The organism is Pseudomonas trivialis (genome assembly GCF_001439805.1).
Lineage (GTDB): Bacteria > Pseudomonadota > Gammaproteobacteria > Pseudomonadales > Pseudomonadaceae > Aquipseudomonas > Aquipseudomonas trivialis.
Genome location: NZ_JYLK01000017.1, coordinates 21,873 through 37,319, shown reverse-complemented (window position 1 = coordinate 37,319; position 15,447 = coordinate 21,873). Strand labels below are relative to the sequence as shown.

The window sequence follows — 15,447 nt, the reverse complement described above, 5'->3', positions numbered from 1 at the left end:
TAACGGTTGCTGCGAAGAATCGTCGTTCAGCCATGTGACAATTCCAGATCATTGTCTATGCTGACAACGCCCGCCGGGCATTCCAGGGTTGGAACGCCCGGCACTCGCCGCAACGGAGTCTGCGGCGGTTACCCTGGTGTCGCGCTGCACGCGGTGGCGACCGAGCTCAATCGACAAGGATGTGTCACCCATGAATCCCGCTTCCCTGCGTGACGGCCGCCGTGGTCCTGCGCAAGTCTGGAACAGTGCGCCGCAACTGGCGCAGATCCCCACCATTCACCCCAGTTCATTGGTGCCGCCAGGTGCGCGCGTGGTAGTGGTTGCGCCGCATCCGGGGGATGAAGTGCTGGCCTGCGGTGGTCTATTGCAGCGCCTGAGCGTGCTGGAACATCCGTTGCAACTGATCTCGATCACCGACGGCAGTGCCAGCCATCCGGGCTCACGGGTGTGGCCGGCCAGCCGCTTGAGCGTGGTGCGGCCACAGGAAAGCGTGGAAGCGTTGCGCCGCCTGGGCATGCCGCTGCACAGCCTTAAATGGATACGCGGCGGTTTCCGTGACGGCGGCCTGGCCGTTGATGAACACGCTGTGAGCCAATTTATCGCGCGTTATCTGCAACCCGGTGACGTGGCGTTCACCACCTGGCGCCACGACGGCACGGCCGATCATGAGGCGGTCGGGCGTGCCTGCGCGACGGCCTGCAATCTGGTGGGCGCCCATCTGTACGAATTGCCGGTATGGGCGTGGCACAGCCCGGTGCGCGAAGGCTCGACGATTCCCTGGCTGCGTGCACGCAAGGTGCGCCTGGACAGCTGGAACGTTGCACGCAAGCTGCACGCAGCCCATGCCTTCGCCAGCCAACTGGCCGGCGACCCCGCCATCGGCCTGCCGCCGATGCTTGCCCATGACCTGCTCGAACGCATGCGCGAACCGTTCGAGATTGTGTTCGTCTAGCGCCCTGACTGAAGGCGAGGTGTGTGCCCTCGCCCCAGACGGTTTACCCATCACCCGGCATGTGAAAAATTCGTTAACCAATTCTCCGTAAAGGCTTTTTTGCCAGGACACCTTCTGTCACACTGATGCGAATAATTATCAACAGTTTTAGTATTCGCCAGGGAAGGCACATCGGGGAGAGTTTGTTCCATGTCTGTGCAACATCAAGGCAACACCATTTTTGCACCCAGTTTAATGGCATTGGCCATTTGTCTTGCCAGCTCGCACGCGGCCTTTGCCGCCGAGGTCGCGCCCTCCTCCGGCCCTATCGAGCTGGGCGCCACGCAAGTCTCCGGCGAGGGGCAGCTGGGCGAAACCACCGAGGGCACACAGTCCTACACCACCGGCGCGATGAAAACCGCGACCAAGTTGCCCCTGACCCTGCGTGAAACGCCGCAGGCCGTTACCGTTGTCACGCGTCAACGCATGGACGACCAGGCGATGACCAGCATCAATGATGTGGTCGCCGCCACGCCGGGCTTGTTCCTCAACTTCTCCAACGGCCCTGGCCGGCAGTCGTATACCGCGCGCGGCTTCGACATCGACAACCTGATGTACGACGGCATCCCGAGCGGCTACAACGGTGTCAACGTGGGTGCCCAGCCGAACCTGGCGATGTTCGACCGCGTCGAGGTGGTGCGTGGCGCTACGGGCCTGGTCACCGGCGCGGGGAACCCCTCGGCCGCCATCAACCTGATCCGCAAGCGGCCACTGGATGAGCAGAAGGTCACCCTCACCGGCGCAGCCGGCACCTGGGACAACTACCGTGGCGAGCTGGACGCCTCCAGCCCGCTCAATGACAGTGGCACCTGGCGTGGCCGGGTGGTCACCTCCTACCGCGATGCCAACAGCTTTATCGACAATGTCGGGGATTATCACGGGTTGTTCTATGCGGTCACCGAAGCGGACCTCAGTGAAAACACCAGCCTGACCTTGGGTTTCTCCAACCAGAAAGACAAGACCAACTACTTCTGGGGCTCGTCGATGGTAGGCCAGGACGGTCACCACTTGAACCTGTCGCGCGCCTACAACCCCGGTACACGTTGGGAGAACAAGGACCAGGAGATCAACACGGTCTTTACCGAATTGCGCCAGCAACTGGCCAACGACTGGAAACTGCAGGTCAACGCCAACTACGCCGAGCAGAACGCCCTGTTTTCCGGCTCCTACCAGTCCCGTTGGACCAACAACACCCTGGCCCGCACCGTGTACCAGTCTGCCGCGGATGAAAACCAGGCGGGCCTCGACGCCTTTGTCAGCGGTCCCTTTCAGGCGCTGGGGCGCAGCCATGAGCTGGTGGTGGGCGCCAGCCGTCGCGTCTACGACCTGACCACCTACAGCTACTCGCCGTACGACATGAACTGGCCGCTCACAGCGGGCAAGCCGGACTTCGTCCACACCGCCAACGGCCGTGAAGTCACCACCCAGGACGGTGTCTACGTGACCACTCGCCTGAGCCTGGCCGACCCGTTGAAGCTGATCCTTGGCGCCCGTCTGGACTGGTACGACTACGACAACCACGATGGCGACGGCGATTACAAGGTTACCCGCAACCTCACCCGCTACGCCGGCCTGATCTACGACCTGGACGATCATCATTCGGTGTACGCCAGCTACAGCGACATCTTCACCCCGCAGACGGCCAAGGACACCGCCGGCACCCCGGTCAGGCCCATCGTCGGCAAGAACTACGAGGTGGGCATCAAGGGTGAATACCTGGGTGGCGCGCTGAATGCCAGCGTGGCGCTGTTCCGTGTCGACCAGCAGAACCGCGCCGTCGACGTGGTGGTGCAGAACTGCCCGCAGGCCTCCTGCGCCGAGGCGTCGGGCGAGATTCGCAGCCAGGGTATCGACTTCGAACTGCAAGGCGCCCTCACCGAACACTGGCAGGTCGGCGGTGGCTACACCTACGCGCGCACCCATGTCATCAAGGACCAGTCCAAACCGCAGAGCGTAAACAAGCAATTCGACACTGACACCCCGGAACACCTGTTCAAGCTCACCACGCGCTACAACTTCCAGGGCCCGTTGGAAAAACTGCGCGTGGGCGGCAACATCTCCTGGCAGAGCCGCATGTACAACGACCTCACGGTGGCGGATGGCAGCCGCTACCGGCTCAAACAGGGCGCCTATGCCGTCACTGACCTGATGGCCGGCTACCAGGTCAATCAGCACCTGGACCTGCAGCTCAACGCCAACAATATCTTCGACCGCACGTACTACGAGACCATCGCCAACTCCGTCGACTATGGCGGCGATTCCTATGGCGCACCCCGCAATATGATGCTGACTGCCAAGTACAGCTTCTGACCTCTCCTTCGGCTGCCCGCCCGGGCAGCCGTTGCTGGCTTAAAGTCCCGCGCGGGCTTGCCGATAACGGCCCTGAAGCGCAAAAAAACAACGACCTGCTTCACTCAGCACGCGGCCTGTAATGGCACGCCCCCTGCTTTGTTCCTGGCTAAACCACAAGGAGTAAACGTGAATGCCCGTCCCCAGCCCCTTTTTGGAGCACTACCGCAAGGCCGACCGCATCATGCTGGCGCTTATCTGGCTGATGTTTCTGTTTTCCCTGGGTCTGGCGTTCTGGCATGACACCCTGCTACAGGCGCTGGCGGTCGGCGGCGGCACCGCGTTGGTGCTCACCGCGCTGTACCGCGCGATCGGTGGCAGCCGATGGATGCGCTGCGCCTTGGGCGCCGGCCTGATGGTGATGGCCGCGCTGCACATCAATCAGGCGCAGGGCGTGATCGAATCGCACTTCGGGATTTTCGCGCTGCTGGCCGTCCTGACCTTCTACCGTGACTGGCTGCCGATCCTGGTGGCCGCGGCGACCATCGCCGTGCATCACGTGGTGTTCCATGCCTTGCAGCATCAGGGCTTCCCGGTGTTCGTGATGGAGCATCATGGCGGCTGGACGATGGTCTTCGTGCACGCGTTCTATGTGGTCATGGAAACGATTGCGCTGCTCTACCTCGCGGTGCACAGCCAGGCTGAAGCGGTCGAAAGCCAGGAAATGCTCGAGAAGATGCTCGCGGTGACCTCTCAGTTCACCGCCGAAAGCGCGCACACCGAAGGCAAGGTGCATGTGTCCCTGGCCAAGCGGTTCGACCACTTCCTGCAACAGCTCACCCACCTGATCGACGGCGTCGCCCGCGATTCACAAGGCCTGGGCGAACTCGGCCAGGAGCTGGCCAGCGCCAGCGGCACCCTGGAAAAAGGCGCTCGGCATCAGTTGGCCGAGATCACCGAGATGACCGGTTCGATGCAGCGCATGGAAGACGCCATGGGCCACATCACGGTACAGGTAGAACAGGCCGTGGAGCACGCAGGCCAAGCCAGCCGTCAGATTGTGCGTGGCCAGGAAAGCGTCAGCCGCGCCCGCCATGAGATCAACCAACTGGCGTCCCACATCAACGGCACCGAATCCACCGTCCAGTCCCTGGCCGCCCAGGCCGAACAGATCGGCTCGGTGCTGGAGGTGATCAGCAGCATCGCCAACCAGACCAACCTGCTCGCCCTCAACGCCGCCATCGAAGCCGCCCGCGCCGGCGAGCAAGGCCGCGGCTTTGCGGTGGTGGCCGATGAAGTGCGCAGCCTGGCCCAGCGCACTGCGCTCTCCACCCAGGAAATCAAGACCATCATCGAAGGCCTGCAACACGGCAGCCGCGAGGCCGTCGCCGCCATGCACGACAGCCGCGAAGGCGTGGAACGCTGCGTGGAAGACAGCCGGCTGGCCGTCGAAATGCTGCAGACTGTGGGTCAGGACATCGCGCAGATCGACGCGCTCAACGGACGCATCGTCAGCACCACCCGCGACCAGTCCTCGGCGAACCTTGAGATTGTCGGGCGGCTGCAGTCGGTACAGAGCATCGCGCAAAGCACCGCCGACGACGTGGAAACCCTGGCCCGCAGCAGCGAGCGCCTGCCGCCGATTGCCGTGCGCCTGGATGCGTTGGGACGCAGGTTTCACCCCTGACGATCAACCTGTGGGAGCAAGCCCCTCCCACATGGGTTACTCTGCGCGGCTCTGCATTGCCTCCCACCAGGATTCAAGACATGCGCCTGCCCGATTTCATCCTCGAAAACCTCGAGCCGATTCTGCAGGCCTGGGAAGACTTCGCCAGAACCATCAAGACGCCGGGCGTCGAGCTCGACAGCATCGAGCTGCGCGACCATGCCGAACAAATGCTGCGAGCCATCGTGACGGACCTGCGCACCCGCCAGACCCGCCGCGAGCAAACGGCCAAGGCCCAGGGGCATGGCCCGGTGGATGAGCAAGAAACCGCCGCCGAAACCCACGCCATCACGCGGCTGATGGCCGGTTTCACCATTGACCAGATGGTCTCGGAATACCGTGCCCTCAGAACCAGTGTGGTCAGCCAGTGGATGCGCCAGGTCAAGGATGGCACGCCGATCAACGTCGACGACATGACCCGCTTCCACGAAGCCATCGATCAAGCACTTGCCGAGTCCATCGCCAGTTACTCGCGCGCGGTCGAGGCCTCGCGCAACGTGTTCCTGGGCATTCTCGGTCACGACCTGCGTACCCCGCTTGGCGCAATCATGCTGGGCGCCGACGTCCTCAGGCGCACGGAAGGCGCCGGTGCCCGCTCGACCAAAGTCGCCAATCAGATTTACACCAGCGTGCGCCGCGCGAGCCAGATTGTCGGCGACCTGCTTGACCTGACCCGCTGCCAGATGGGACCGGGCATTCCGGTCAGAACCGCTGCGGTCGACCTCGCACCGCTCTGCGCGCGCGTGGTCGAGGAAATCCAGGCGTTTCATCCCGAGGCGAGAATCGTGCTCGAAACACCGTCACCGGTTGCCGGGCGGTTCGATGGCGCGCGGATGGAACAGGTCTTCTCGAACATCATCAGCAACGCGGTGCAACATGGCGACACCGCTCGGCCTATCAAGGTCCAGCTGAAGATTGAAGAGGACTGCGCGGTGTTCTCGGTGCACAACCGTGGCGAGGCGATACCCGAGGATGTGCTGCCGTTCATCTTCAACCCGATGGGCCGCTTCTCCCAGCGCACGGCGATTGATCACGGCCCCACGGAAGGCTTGGGGTTGGGCCTGTTTATCGCGTCGGAAGTCGTGGCCTCACATGGTGGCTCGATTGAGGTCAGCTCCGACGCGGACCAGGGCACGGTGTTTCGGGTGAAGATCGCGCTTAATAAAGACGCCTCCAACGTTGCCTGACGCCGCGTGACAATCAACGGGCCTTCAAACGCAACAACACCTCATCACATGCCTGAGCCCAGGCTTGTGTTGCGCCCTGCTCTTTGAGCACCTCCAGCCCCGCACGGGTAAAGGTGCCCGGCGTTGCAATGGCTTCGCCCAGCGCTTTCACGCTGATGTCGGGTTGGTGACGCGCACTGGCCAGGCAATCCTGCAGATTACCCATCACCAGTTGCTGTGCCTTCTCTTCGGACAACCCCCTGGCGGTAAACCACTGCTGAAGGTCATGCATAAGGAAATAGAACCAGCCGTTCATGCAGGCCGCGACCGTGGCCAGCTCGAACTCGGGCTCATCGTCCAGCACCACCAATTGCCCGAGCGCGCCGAGTACCGATTCATGAGGCTCGCCACCCGGGCTGATCACCACCGTGGACTGGTTGATCTGCGCCGCATACGACAGCATCGCCCGCACCGGGCGTGCTGAGGGAAAGTGGTCGGAGAGGTCACCGAGGGTCAAGCCGGCGACCAGCGAGACCAGCGTCTGCCGAGGCTTGAGCTGCACCTGCGCGGCAAGTTGCGCGACCGCATCGGGCCGCACGCCGAGGAACAGCAGGTCCGCCCCATCGACGACGGCTTGATTGTCGAGCATCACTTCGCAGGCACAACGATTGCCTAGCGTTTGGGCACGTTCATGGTTGCGTGGAGACAGCAGGATTTGCCCGGTGAAGCCACTGCGGCGCAGGCCCAGCACGACTTTCTCGGTGAGCTCGCCGACGCCTAGTATTCCGATGTTCAGCATGTGATTGCTCCGTTTTTTTTTCGCAGTCTCGTTTTGCTAAAGTTCGCGACTGACAAGCCGACAGTTTTTGTTCCTACTTCACGGATGATTTCAAATGTTCCGATCCGTTTTTTCCGGCGTTGCTTTGCTCGCCGTCGCCGCTGCCTGTAATGCCGCCCAGGCTCAGACCGTCACCACGCCCGAACAGCTCCTGACCGAGTTCTCTCGCTGCGATGCGCATTTCTTCGAGAGCCTGCGCGACGCCCGCCTGCCGGCAGATACCTTGCGCCTGAGTCAGTACGGCTCGGTCAAGGCGCCGACCATCATGAACCCGTTGCAGGAAGGTGGCACCTATCAACGCTTCGAAAAGCCCCTGATCGTCAACGGCGTGCCTATGATCGGCTACTACAACCAGGCCCAAACCATGAACGACGTCGGCAACTTTCTGTTCTGGGGTTTCGTAGCCGATGGCCTGCCGCAAGAGGTGGCCGAAAAACTCAAGCCGCTGATTGTCGATAACGCACGCTTTGTCAGTGAGGGCAACGCCATTGCCCGCGCCGAAATTCGCCGCGTCGGTGACCCGATCGGTCAATGGCGCACCGAAGGCTTGACCGGCCCAGGCGTCGCCACGCCGTTTGGTTTCGTAGACCGCGTGTTCATGGTCGACAAGGGCGACGCGACACCGCCGCTCACGGGACATACCACTGTGTTCTGCTCGCTGCAAGGTACCGTGACCGCACCGCTTTTACAGGTCTATCGCCCTGACCTCAACGCTCGGCTGTTTGACTGACAAGGAAGTTTTTCATGACTATTCGCTGGCCCGCACTCATCGCATGCGTCTTCATCCTCACCGGATGTGCCGGAACGCAGAACCCGCAAAAAGCCAACCTTGCGCACTGCGCAACTCAGTTCAAGGCCTATAAAGCCGAGAACTACCCTCTGGTGCTGCAGGAAGGTGATTTGTGCCTGCAGAAAAACACCCTGCCCGCCTCACTGCAAAGTCTGGTGTACGCGTTGCAGGCGGACGCCTACAGCAACCTCAAGCAATTTGCGCAAGCCGTTACAGCCAAGGAAAAATCCCTGCAATTGGCGACCAAGCCTGACCCGCGCGCCAACCTGGACTTGAGTGCCATGTATCGCGACGCTGGCAACCCGAAAAAAGCCCTTGAACTGGTGCAGTACAACCTGGACAACGGTCTGGGAGAAGCCGGAAAAGGCTCGGGCTTCCACATGCCGACCTACTACCACCTGGGCCTCGCACTGACAGACCTGGGTCAGTACCGAGAAGCCGCTGAAGCATTCAGCACCGGCCTTCAACGCCAGCCTGACTTTGCCTGGGCTTACTACGCGCGCGGTGTCGCGTACGACCATTTGGGAGACAGGGACGGCGCGAAGGCTGACTTCCTGAAGTTCTCGCAGATCGTCGATAAGAAATATGTGGAGGAGAAGCACAAGGCGAAGCTGGCTGAGTATGGGATATCGGTGCCTTAACAGGAGCGTGGTTATTGGCTGATTGCTGGCTTTTATGAAGGGCAGCAATTGGCCAAAAGCTGCCGGTCGCGAACGGCAGAAATCGACCCATAGCTGCCATTAATATAGGGAGCTATTGGCCGATTCCTATCTTTTGAGAAAGCTTCGCAATCTACCTACGGTGGATGCACTTAAGTGCCCATCCTATGCTAACCAGAACAGTTCAAGCCAAGGGCTTCATTTACACGGTCGATAATGTTGTCGCCTACGGCAAGCGTCAGCGGGAGGCCCGGTATATCTAATACTTTACTTGCCAGTGATATTTTCAGAAAACCTTCCACTACATCAATATCAAACAGCTTTGCCCTATCTCCAGCAAAAGATTGAATGGAAATCACCAGTTCCTCTTTTGAAGCGCCTGCCTGCATTTTCGCCAAAGTAGGAGCTGCAATTGATAGCAATATATCGCGGATTGACTCTGCCTCATTAATAGGAGAAGTATTTGCTGCGTAGCTGATGCATCTCGATATGTCTTCATAAAGATTTTCAACTACCGCAGGTTCTAGCTGATCTATATGTTCCATCTCTATTGCTGCGGCAGTGGCTTTCTCTTGTGAGGTAAAAGGATCGGACAGCTGATAATACGACTCTATTGATCCACGGCGCAGCACAAAACAGCCGGCGATTTCTAGTAAGTCCAATAGCACCAAGAGCCTTGTCCTAATTCCGAGCCACGCTTGCGTTAAATTGAGTTCTGCCAATCGTTCTGGATTGTTGACAAACAAGATACAAAATGCAGCGCGTCGTTTGGCCTGATTTTCCTCGTCTGTGTTGCGATTCACCCAGTAGGGGTGACTTTCTGCTACGCAACTTACAACTTCCCATTGCTTATCTATTAACTCACAAAAATCCGAAAATATAGTTTGCGCCATCTTTAGTGCGGTTGGAAAACCGTTCAAATTAGCTCTTGCATCGGCGACTGCATTGTCTTTCAGTAAGTCAGTCATCAATTCTAGACCATCTGTGATGGCATCCGCATCAACTAAGATAACCGGTTGCTTTCCAAGCAATCTCAGCAACTTCATGGTTGTAGGCATTTGACCTTTACCAACTACCGGTAAAAGCTGCGAGCCTGCCGCTTCTAGGTGCCTTTCCAGTTTCGAAGCGATAGCTGTGCAAATAATAACGTCTGATGGCCCCTCTACAAGCAGTGGACGGTTAGAAAACAGGGATAACTTATGCTCTTGGCCTAGGCGTGAAACCAATGCCTTCACCTTTTTATTTTTAAGCTCCCCCGCCTCTGGGTCGATCTGAGTTGGATTTTCTTTTATATCTTGGCAGAAGATAAGGTTAGACAGATCCGAGGGTTTGGAGATTTTGAACATTTCGGTCGAATGCGTAGCAATGATGACGATCTTCTTCGTCGGTCCTTCTAGAGGGTGACCTGAGACAGATCTGATTTCATTTGCTAGGAAAGCCTGCAACTGAGGATGAAGTGACACCTCTGGTTCATCCAACAAAAGAACTCCGACTTCGTCATCGTATAACGCCGTGAGGATACCTACTAAGTGGAGCAATCCAGAAGCTTCTCTGCCCGAGGAATAAGGAGAAGCACCGATTTCAAGTCGAGCGAATTTTACTGCTAGATTACCAGCATCCCATTCAATCAGTAAATTTCGGCGAAAGAGCTTTCTCAGTCTTTCCTGTATCTTTACCTGGATATCGGGTCGCTGAGATAGAGTCTGAAAGTCACCATTCAAAGTTTCAATGCGATGACGTCGTTCGAGATCACCCTTGCTGCCGAACGAAAGGTGCTCATATAACGGAGAGCCGCCGCGATGCCCGTCATAATCAGAGCGAAAGTTTTCTAGCGAGCCTATACGACCGGCGGAGATAAAACGGACTTTTCGGTTTGCCGCGTGGCTACTTATGTTCCCCATCAGTCCACGTAGCAGTTGAGTTTTACCAGAACCGTTTGGCCCAAGAAGGACAGTTAGTCCTGTGTTGAGCGTAATTGTTCGAGTTAAGGTGGTGGAGTAGCCAGGGATTGACGATTCGACCTTCACTGGAAATGACATAGAATTCCTTATCAAGGGTTTGAAGCGATGCAAGTATCGCTGGAAAGTGGGCTCGAGAATAGTCGCGTAGGCATGTTAATTTCTAGTGCCTTGACTAGTAAATACTGATCTTTTTTGACAGCGTCTGTTGCAGACACACTTCGTTGTCGCTCTCGCCCTGAGCGTGTTAAAGCGCTTCGGGGCGCCTTGCCTGGCCACCACAGCCACTCGTTAAAAGAGTGCGTATTTGCGAGACCAAACACTAGGGATGCTCTGAAATAGCCGGATATTTTCCGACTATCGAGCCGTCAGCACTTTTTTGAAAACGGCGCACATCGAAAATTGATCAGTCATCTTCATTTTTCAGCACCCTGGGCCGCTACAATGCGCTTTACCACCGCCATTTTCTGCATTACAGGCGCACCTCTCCTGCGTTCGACAACAAGTATCGTCGCGTCATCCACAGGTTCGACAGGGCAAACAACGTCACCATCTGCGCGGTGTTCTTGGCCAAGCCCCGAAAGCGCACTTTTTCATAGCCAAACTGGCGCTTGATCACCCGAAACGGGTGCTAAACCTTGGCGCGAACCTGGGCCTTGGCCTTCTCGATTCTGCGTATCGCTTTGTACAAGGCGCTACGGTTTCCGTGCTTTTTATAAGTACTGCGCCGCACTGCAATCTGCCAGATCGCCTCACGCCCGGCGTGTTCTTCGCGTTTCTCAACCCCGGTATAACCCGCATCGGCGCACACCACGTTTTCCTCGCCATGCAGTAGTTTGTCGACCTGCGTGACATCTGCAACATTGGCCGCCGTGACCACCACGCTGTGCACCAGACCCGACTCGTCGTCGGCACCGATGTGGGCTTTAGCGCCGAAGTAATATTGGTTGCTTTTCTTGGTCTGATGCATCTCCGGATCGCGTTTGCCGTCCTTGTTCTTGGTTGAACTGGGCGCATGAATCAGTGTGGCATCGACGATCGTGCCTTGACGCAGCGAAAAACCACGGTCGCCCAGATAGCCATTGATCACGCCAAGAATTCCGGTCGCCAACTCATGTTTTTCCAGCAGACGACGGAAGTTGAGAATGGTCGTTTCGTCCGGTATTCGCTCCAGGTTCATACCCGAAAACTGACGCAGGATGGTCGTCTCATACAGCGCTTCTTCCATCGCCGGATCGCTGTAGCCAAACCAGTTCTGCATCAGATGCACGCGCAACATCGCCATCAGTGGATAGGCCAGACGACCACCTTCGCCCTTTGGATAATGCGGTTCGATCAAGGCAATCAAACCCTTCCAGGGCACCACCTGATCCATTTCGATCAGGAACAATTCCTTACGAGTCTGCTTGCGCTTACCGGCGTACTCGGCATCGGCGAAGGTCATTTGTTTCATCATCGAAAAGCTCGGCGAATGGTGTGCGGAGATTTTGCCAAATCAGGAAGTCTTTTTTAGAGTTTCCCTAGCGGCTCAGTTAATGTCAGTTATTTGATGAAAGAAACGAACGACCGCTTTTGGCCGATTTCTGCCGTTCGTGGCGGGCAGCAACCGGCCCGTCGCTGCCCAGCAAAGCCGAAAGAAGAACCAACCACCAACACCTGCGTCGACTACGCCCGATCTATCCGCCCGGAGTAACAACCCTGCTTGGCATTGTGCACGTGAATGTACCCAACCTCTGGATTGGCAAACATCCGAGTAACGACAGTTTCCATTGCTATTCCATCAACGACGTCGGCGTCGAGCATCATCCCATCATCAGTGAAAGCGCGAAGTGATAGCAGGCGGATTCGCATGGACTCGGGTACCTCATCGACTGCGTCATAGGCTTGCGTGGCCCACTCCCGTATGAAGATCGCGTGTGAAGCGCGGTATGGCGTCGTGGCGGGCTGGCTGACATGGTTGAGTAAAAGCACGCTCTGACCTGGCTGCGCATCCTTCAGTTCGATACGGTCAGGAAAGCCTGGGTGGCTGTCGACGATGTAACGCTTTATCCCGAGCGATGCGAGATCTTGGTCGGGCAATCCAAACAGTGACTGGAATGGCTCGGGGGAAAGGCCAGTGATACGAAACGCCATGATCGAACTCCTATGGGTTTGAAGTTTTATCAGACTGGAATTCGTACCGTACCTGCTATCCGATTCTTGCTGCTTTATTCAAGCTGCCGCCAATCGCCGGAATACTCTGACGAACATAATAATTGTCGAACTCACTGCTTTCGATGAACTGGAAGCCATGGCGGATATAAAAGCGATTCGACCCGCTTCCTATGAGAGCGCCAACTTTAACAGGGAGCGCAGCGGCATCCGCCTCTTTGAAAATCTGAGTGAGAACAGCTGACCCTACACCTGATCCTTGCGCGCTCGGTCTTACATATAAGTGGTCGAGCAGGAGTTCATTGTGGTGATGCTTGACCACTACAAAACCAACCTTCTCTCCAGATACCTCAATGTAGCGTGTGTTGCGAGCTTCAAAGCCGCCAAGAAATCGCTCGCGCGCACGCACGGGATCGAATCGCCCAACACGTTCCAGACTTTCGCGCATGGCTTCAATTCGAATAGCCACGAGATTGTCCAAGTCGCTTTGTTGAGCCAGGACCAAAATGATGTGGGGGTTTTGATTGAATGTGACGGGCATATTTGGCGCTCTAACTACCGTCCAGGGATGACCAGTATAGAGAGCCTGATATTGGGTTCCTAGTTTGGCTTCACTACCGGCACAGTGCCACGCGGCTGAAAGAGAATCGCCGTCGCGTACAAGCTCGGCGATCCAGTCAGCGAATGCGCGTACGGCCGGCGAGAGAAAACGCTGGAGACATTTGCCCCGCTTGAATCGGCCCGGTGAAGAGCCAGGAGGAGATTCCGTAGCGGCACTTAAATACAGTCCAACGGATTGATCAAAGATCTCAACGTGTGATCCTCCCACACCCCTGCAATCTTCAGATAGGCACGCGCACAGCCTTCCCTTTCAAACCCCAGTGATTCTAGAAGACGTTCACTTCGGATATTGCTGGGTAGGTGATTGGCCATGATTCGATGAAGCGCCATTTGCTCGAAGCAATAACGGTTAGTGATCTGAAGTGTTTTTCTCATTAAACCCTGGCCTTGCGCAGATACGGCTAATGAAAAACCGAGGTTACAGGCCTGAAAAACGCCCCTCACAATATTCGTGTAGTTACATCGACCGAGAAGCTCTCCGCTCTCGTTATCGAGCAACAGGAAAAACATGGACGTTGCGGCTTCCATGCTTTCCACCTGCTGTTCGACTCTGGCCCTGGCGTTGTCAATGGTGAAATACTCTGCGTCCCTCCGGGGTTCCCAAGGCTTTAGATGCGCACGGTTCGCTTTTTCGTAACGGCTGATCAACTCGAAATCGTTACGTTCCAATGTTCGAAGGCAGTTGCCTTCCACCGAGTAGTTCATAACCTCTCCTGGTTCATTGATAGCCAAGTTTGACTGAGTAGAACCCAGAAAGGTTAAGTTGCTGGCTGCTCACCTCCACGGCTGGCCGATTGCCCGAACGCCCTCACGCACCTTATCCTGATCCACTACATATGGCCTTCTGCCCTGAGAATGTTCTATTCAATTAAGGAAACCTGCCTCTGCGGTGCAGGGGCTCAAGCCACTTCAGGTGCGTGATTTTTCATCAGGCTCATTGCCGGGGACTTTTGCACCGTCCGCACCTGGCGCGCCCTTTGCGCCTGGCGTACCACCCGTTCCACCGGCGCCGCCATTACCACCTTTACCGGGAACAGTGCCGTTTCCACCCTTACCGCCGGCCCCACCATTTCCACCCGCACTCCCACCACTTCCTCCAGCGCCACCATTCCCGCCTGCTCCGCCGTTTCCCGCCAACTGCTGCGGCGCCGGCGAGCCGCAGATCAGGTAACTGTCTGGCTTCTCTCCCGCAGCCACTCTAGCTGGATAAGCGTAAACAGATGAGCAGGCGGCGTACGCCATGCCTAAAGCGATTATGCTGGTTACAATCTTCATAGCTGCTCTCACACTTGTCGGGCTGTCGATCCACTCAACACAGGGAAGCCAATGTTCAGTTCACTCCTATCGAATGGTCAACCCCTGACGCCTGATCGATCAGAACCGATGGCACCCTGGTGGAGCTTTACGAAAACAGTCCTGGCGGCGACAGCCCTATCGTTGGTACGTGACGGGTTGATCGGGTTGGACGACGCGATCCCTGATCAGCCTTTTACGTTACGCCAGCTGCTGCGTCACGAAGCAGGTCTGGCTGATTACGGCGAACTGGCGGCCTATCATGCCGCTGTCAAGAACAATGAGCCAGCCTGGCCAACCGATGAAATGATGCGGCGTCTCGACGGCGCTCGGCTTCGATACAGTCCCGGAACGGGTTGGTGTTATTCGAATGTCGGCTACCTGCTCATCGGCAGGCTGATTGAACGGCTGACAAATCTGACGCTTGAGGAAGCGGTGGTTCAACGGGCACTTTCTCCTTCGGGCCTATCGAACATTCGCTTTGCAAAAACGCGGGCGGATTTGCAAACAACCCATTTTGGAAGTCCCGCACAGTATGACCCCGCTTGGGTTTATCACGGTTTGTTGATCGGCCCGGTGTCGCAGGCCGCGTTATTTCTGGATCGACTCTTTTGTGCAGACCTGCTGCTCCCAGCGAGCTTGCTTGAGGAAATGCAGACAGTGCGAACTCTGGGCGGTCCGATTCCCGGACGCCCCTGGATCAAGCCGGGTTATGGCCTTGGCGTGATGCAGGGGACGATTGACGGAGGGTATTCCCTGTGTGGACACACGGGCGGCGGACCAGGCAGTGTCATTGCTGTCTACCGGCTCTGCGCTGGCGAAAAATCGGCGTGTTGTGCTGCTTTTGAAGCGGGCGCCAGTGAAGGTGCCGTCGAAGCCTTCGTTGTTGAGCAACTGATGCAGGCTTTGCGTCAGGGTGGCTGAAGACGTCCTGATCCACCATGCGCCAAAAAAAGACACCCACC

13 protein-coding genes and 1 pseudogene are annotated in these 15,447 nt (G+C 57.4%); 7 read left to right on the top strand and 7 right to left on the bottom strand.

What is annotated here, in order from left to right; all coding sequences use genetic code 11:
• Positions 1–190 precede the first annotated feature (190 nt).
• The 4 genes from TU79_RS20965 to TU79_RS20950 all read left to right on the top strand — a co-directional run bounded on the left by TU79_RS20965 (position 191) and on the right by TU79_RS20950 (position 6,193).
• Positions 191–952 carry a PIG-L deacetylase family protein gene (locus tag TU79_RS20965; RefSeq protein WP_057009790.1) on the top strand — a complete coding sequence of 254 codons (762 nt, stop codon included), beginning with the start codon at positions 191–193 and terminating at the stop codon, positions 950–952.
• Positions 953–1,141: 189 nt separating this feature from the next.
• Positions 1,142–3,301 carry a TonB-dependent siderophore receptor gene (locus TU79_RS20960; protein ID WP_057009789.1) on the top strand — a complete coding sequence of 720 codons (2,160 nt, stop codon included), beginning with the start codon at positions 1,142–1,144 and terminating at the stop codon, positions 3,299–3,301.
• A 172-nt stretch (positions 3,302–3,473) separates the two neighbouring features.
• Entirely contained in the window at positions 3,474–4,967 is a 1,494-nt protein-coding gene (locus TU79_RS20955; RefSeq protein WP_057009788.1) for a methyl-accepting chemotaxis protein, read from the top strand.
• Positions 4,968–5,047: 80 nt separating this feature from the next.
• On the top strand, positions 5,048–6,193 hold the full coding sequence (locus tag TU79_RS20950; protein WP_057009787.1) for a sensor histidine kinase: 1,146 nt from the start codon (positions 5,048–5,050) through the stop codon (positions 6,191–6,193).
• A gap of 13 nt (positions 6,194–6,206) precedes the next feature.
• On the opposite strand, the gene TU79_RS20945 is transcribed toward TU79_RS20950, so the two are convergent.
• Entirely contained in the window at positions 6,207–6,971 is a 765-nt protein-coding gene (locus TU79_RS20945) for a pyrroline-5-carboxylate reductase family protein (protein ID WP_057009786.1), read from the bottom strand.
• A 94-nt stretch (positions 6,972–7,065) separates the two neighbouring features.
• Between TU79_RS20945 and TU79_RS20940 the strand changes: the two genes are divergently transcribed.
• Together TU79_RS20940 and TU79_RS20935 are read left to right on the top strand one after the other, a co-directional pair.
• Positions 7,066–7,740, top strand: coding sequence for a hypothetical protein (locus TU79_RS20940; RefSeq protein ID WP_057009785.1), 675 nt, complete (start codon positions 7,066–7,068; stop codon positions 7,738–7,740).
• 14 nt (positions 7,741–7,754) lie between these two features.
• A complete protein-coding gene (locus TU79_RS20935; RefSeq protein ID WP_057009784.1) occupies positions 7,755–8,441 on the top strand; it encodes a tetratricopeptide repeat protein in 687 nt (228 codons plus the stop codon).
• 188 nt (positions 8,442–8,629) lie between these two features.
• Here TU79_RS20935 and TU79_RS20930 read toward each other — a convergent pair whose 3' ends face one another.
• From TU79_RS20930 to TU79_RS20900, 6 genes and pseudogenes are all read right to left on the bottom strand, one after another.
• Complete coding sequence (locus TU79_RS20930; protein WP_057009783.1) at positions 8,630–10,498, bottom strand: ATP-dependent nuclease; 1,869 nt, start codon at positions 10,496–10,498, stop codon at positions 8,630–8,632.
• A gap of 391 nt (positions 10,499–10,889) precedes the next feature.
• Positions 10,890–11,870: pseudogene (locus TU79_RS20920) on the bottom strand (IS5 family transposase).
• 212 nt (positions 11,871–12,082) lie between these two features.
• Positions 12,083–12,550 (bottom strand): DUF1203 domain-containing protein, encoded by a 468-nt coding sequence (locus TU79_RS20915; RefSeq protein WP_057009780.1) that lies wholly within the window; start codon positions 12,548–12,550, stop codon positions 12,083–12,085.
• Positions 12,551–12,605: 55 nt separating this feature from the next.
• Entirely contained in the window at positions 12,606–13,109 is a 504-nt protein-coding gene (locus TU79_RS25555) for a GNAT family N-acetyltransferase (RefSeq protein WP_082638616.1), read from the bottom strand.
• Positions 13,110–13,345: 236 nt separating this feature from the next.
• Positions 13,346–13,894: a GNAT family N-acetyltransferase gene (locus TU79_RS20905; RefSeq protein ID WP_057009779.1), complete on the bottom strand. Its 549-nt coding sequence runs from the start codon at positions 13,892–13,894 to the stop codon at positions 13,346–13,348.
• A gap of 194 nt (positions 13,895–14,088) precedes the next feature.
• A complete protein-coding gene (locus TU79_RS20900; protein WP_057009778.1) occupies positions 14,089–14,298 on the bottom strand; it encodes a hypothetical protein in 210 nt (69 codons plus the stop codon).
• Between the two features lie 217 nt (positions 14,299–14,515).
• Here TU79_RS20900 and TU79_RS20895 point away from each other — a divergent pair, with 217 nt between their 5' ends.
• A complete protein-coding gene (locus TU79_RS20895) occupies positions 14,516–15,406 on the top strand; it encodes a serine hydrolase domain-containing protein (protein ID WP_057009777.1) in 891 nt (296 codons plus the stop codon).
• Positions 15,407–15,447: the final 41 nt, after the last annotated feature.

Coding starts and splice junctions, on each gene's coding strand:
- TU79_RS20905 (WP_057009779.1), bottom strand. CDS start 13,894: ATGAACTACTCGGTGGAAGGCAACTGCCTTCGAACATTGGAACGTAAC.
- TU79_RS20960 (WP_057009789.1), top strand. CDS start 1,142: ATGTCTGTGCAACATCAAGGCAACACCATTTTTGCACCCAGTTTAATG.
- TU79_RS20930 (WP_057009783.1), bottom strand. CDS start 10,498: ATGTCATTTCCAGTGAAGGTCGAATCGTCAATCCCTGGCTACTCCACC.
- TU79_RS20900 (WP_057009778.1), bottom strand. CDS start 14,298: ATGGTGGCGCTGGAGGAAGTGGTGGGAGTGCGGGTGGAAATGGTGGGG.
- TU79_RS20915 (WP_057009780.1), bottom strand. CDS start 12,550: ATGGCGTTTCGTATCACTGGCCTTTCCCCCGAGCCATTCCAGTCACTG.
- TU79_RS25555 (WP_082638616.1), bottom strand. CDS start 13,109: ATGCCCGTCACATTCAATCAAAACCCCCACATCATTTTGGTCCTGGCT.
- TU79_RS20955 (WP_057009788.1), top strand. CDS start 3,474: ATGCCCGTCCCCAGCCCCTTTTTGGAGCACTACCGCAAGGCCGACCGC.
- TU79_RS20950 (WP_057009787.1), top strand. CDS start 5,048: ATGCGCCTGCCCGATTTCATCCTCGAAAACCTCGAGCCGATTCTGCAG.
- TU79_RS20965 (WP_057009790.1), top strand. CDS start 191: ATGAATCCCGCTTCCCTGCGTGACGGCCGCCGTGGTCCTGCGCAAGTC.
- TU79_RS20895 (WP_057009777.1), top strand. CDS start 14,516: ATGTTCAGTTCACTCCTATCGAATGGTCAACCCCTGACGCCTGATCGA.
- TU79_RS20940 (WP_057009785.1), top strand. CDS start 7,066: ATGTTCCGATCCGTTTTTTCCGGCGTTGCTTTGCTCGCCGTCGCCGCT.
- TU79_RS20935 (WP_057009784.1), top strand. CDS start 7,755: ATGACTATTCGCTGGCCCGCACTCATCGCATGCGTCTTCATCCTCACC.
- TU79_RS20945 (WP_057009786.1), bottom strand. CDS start 6,971: ATGCTGAACATCGGAATACTAGGCGTCGGCGAGCTCACCGAGAAAGTC.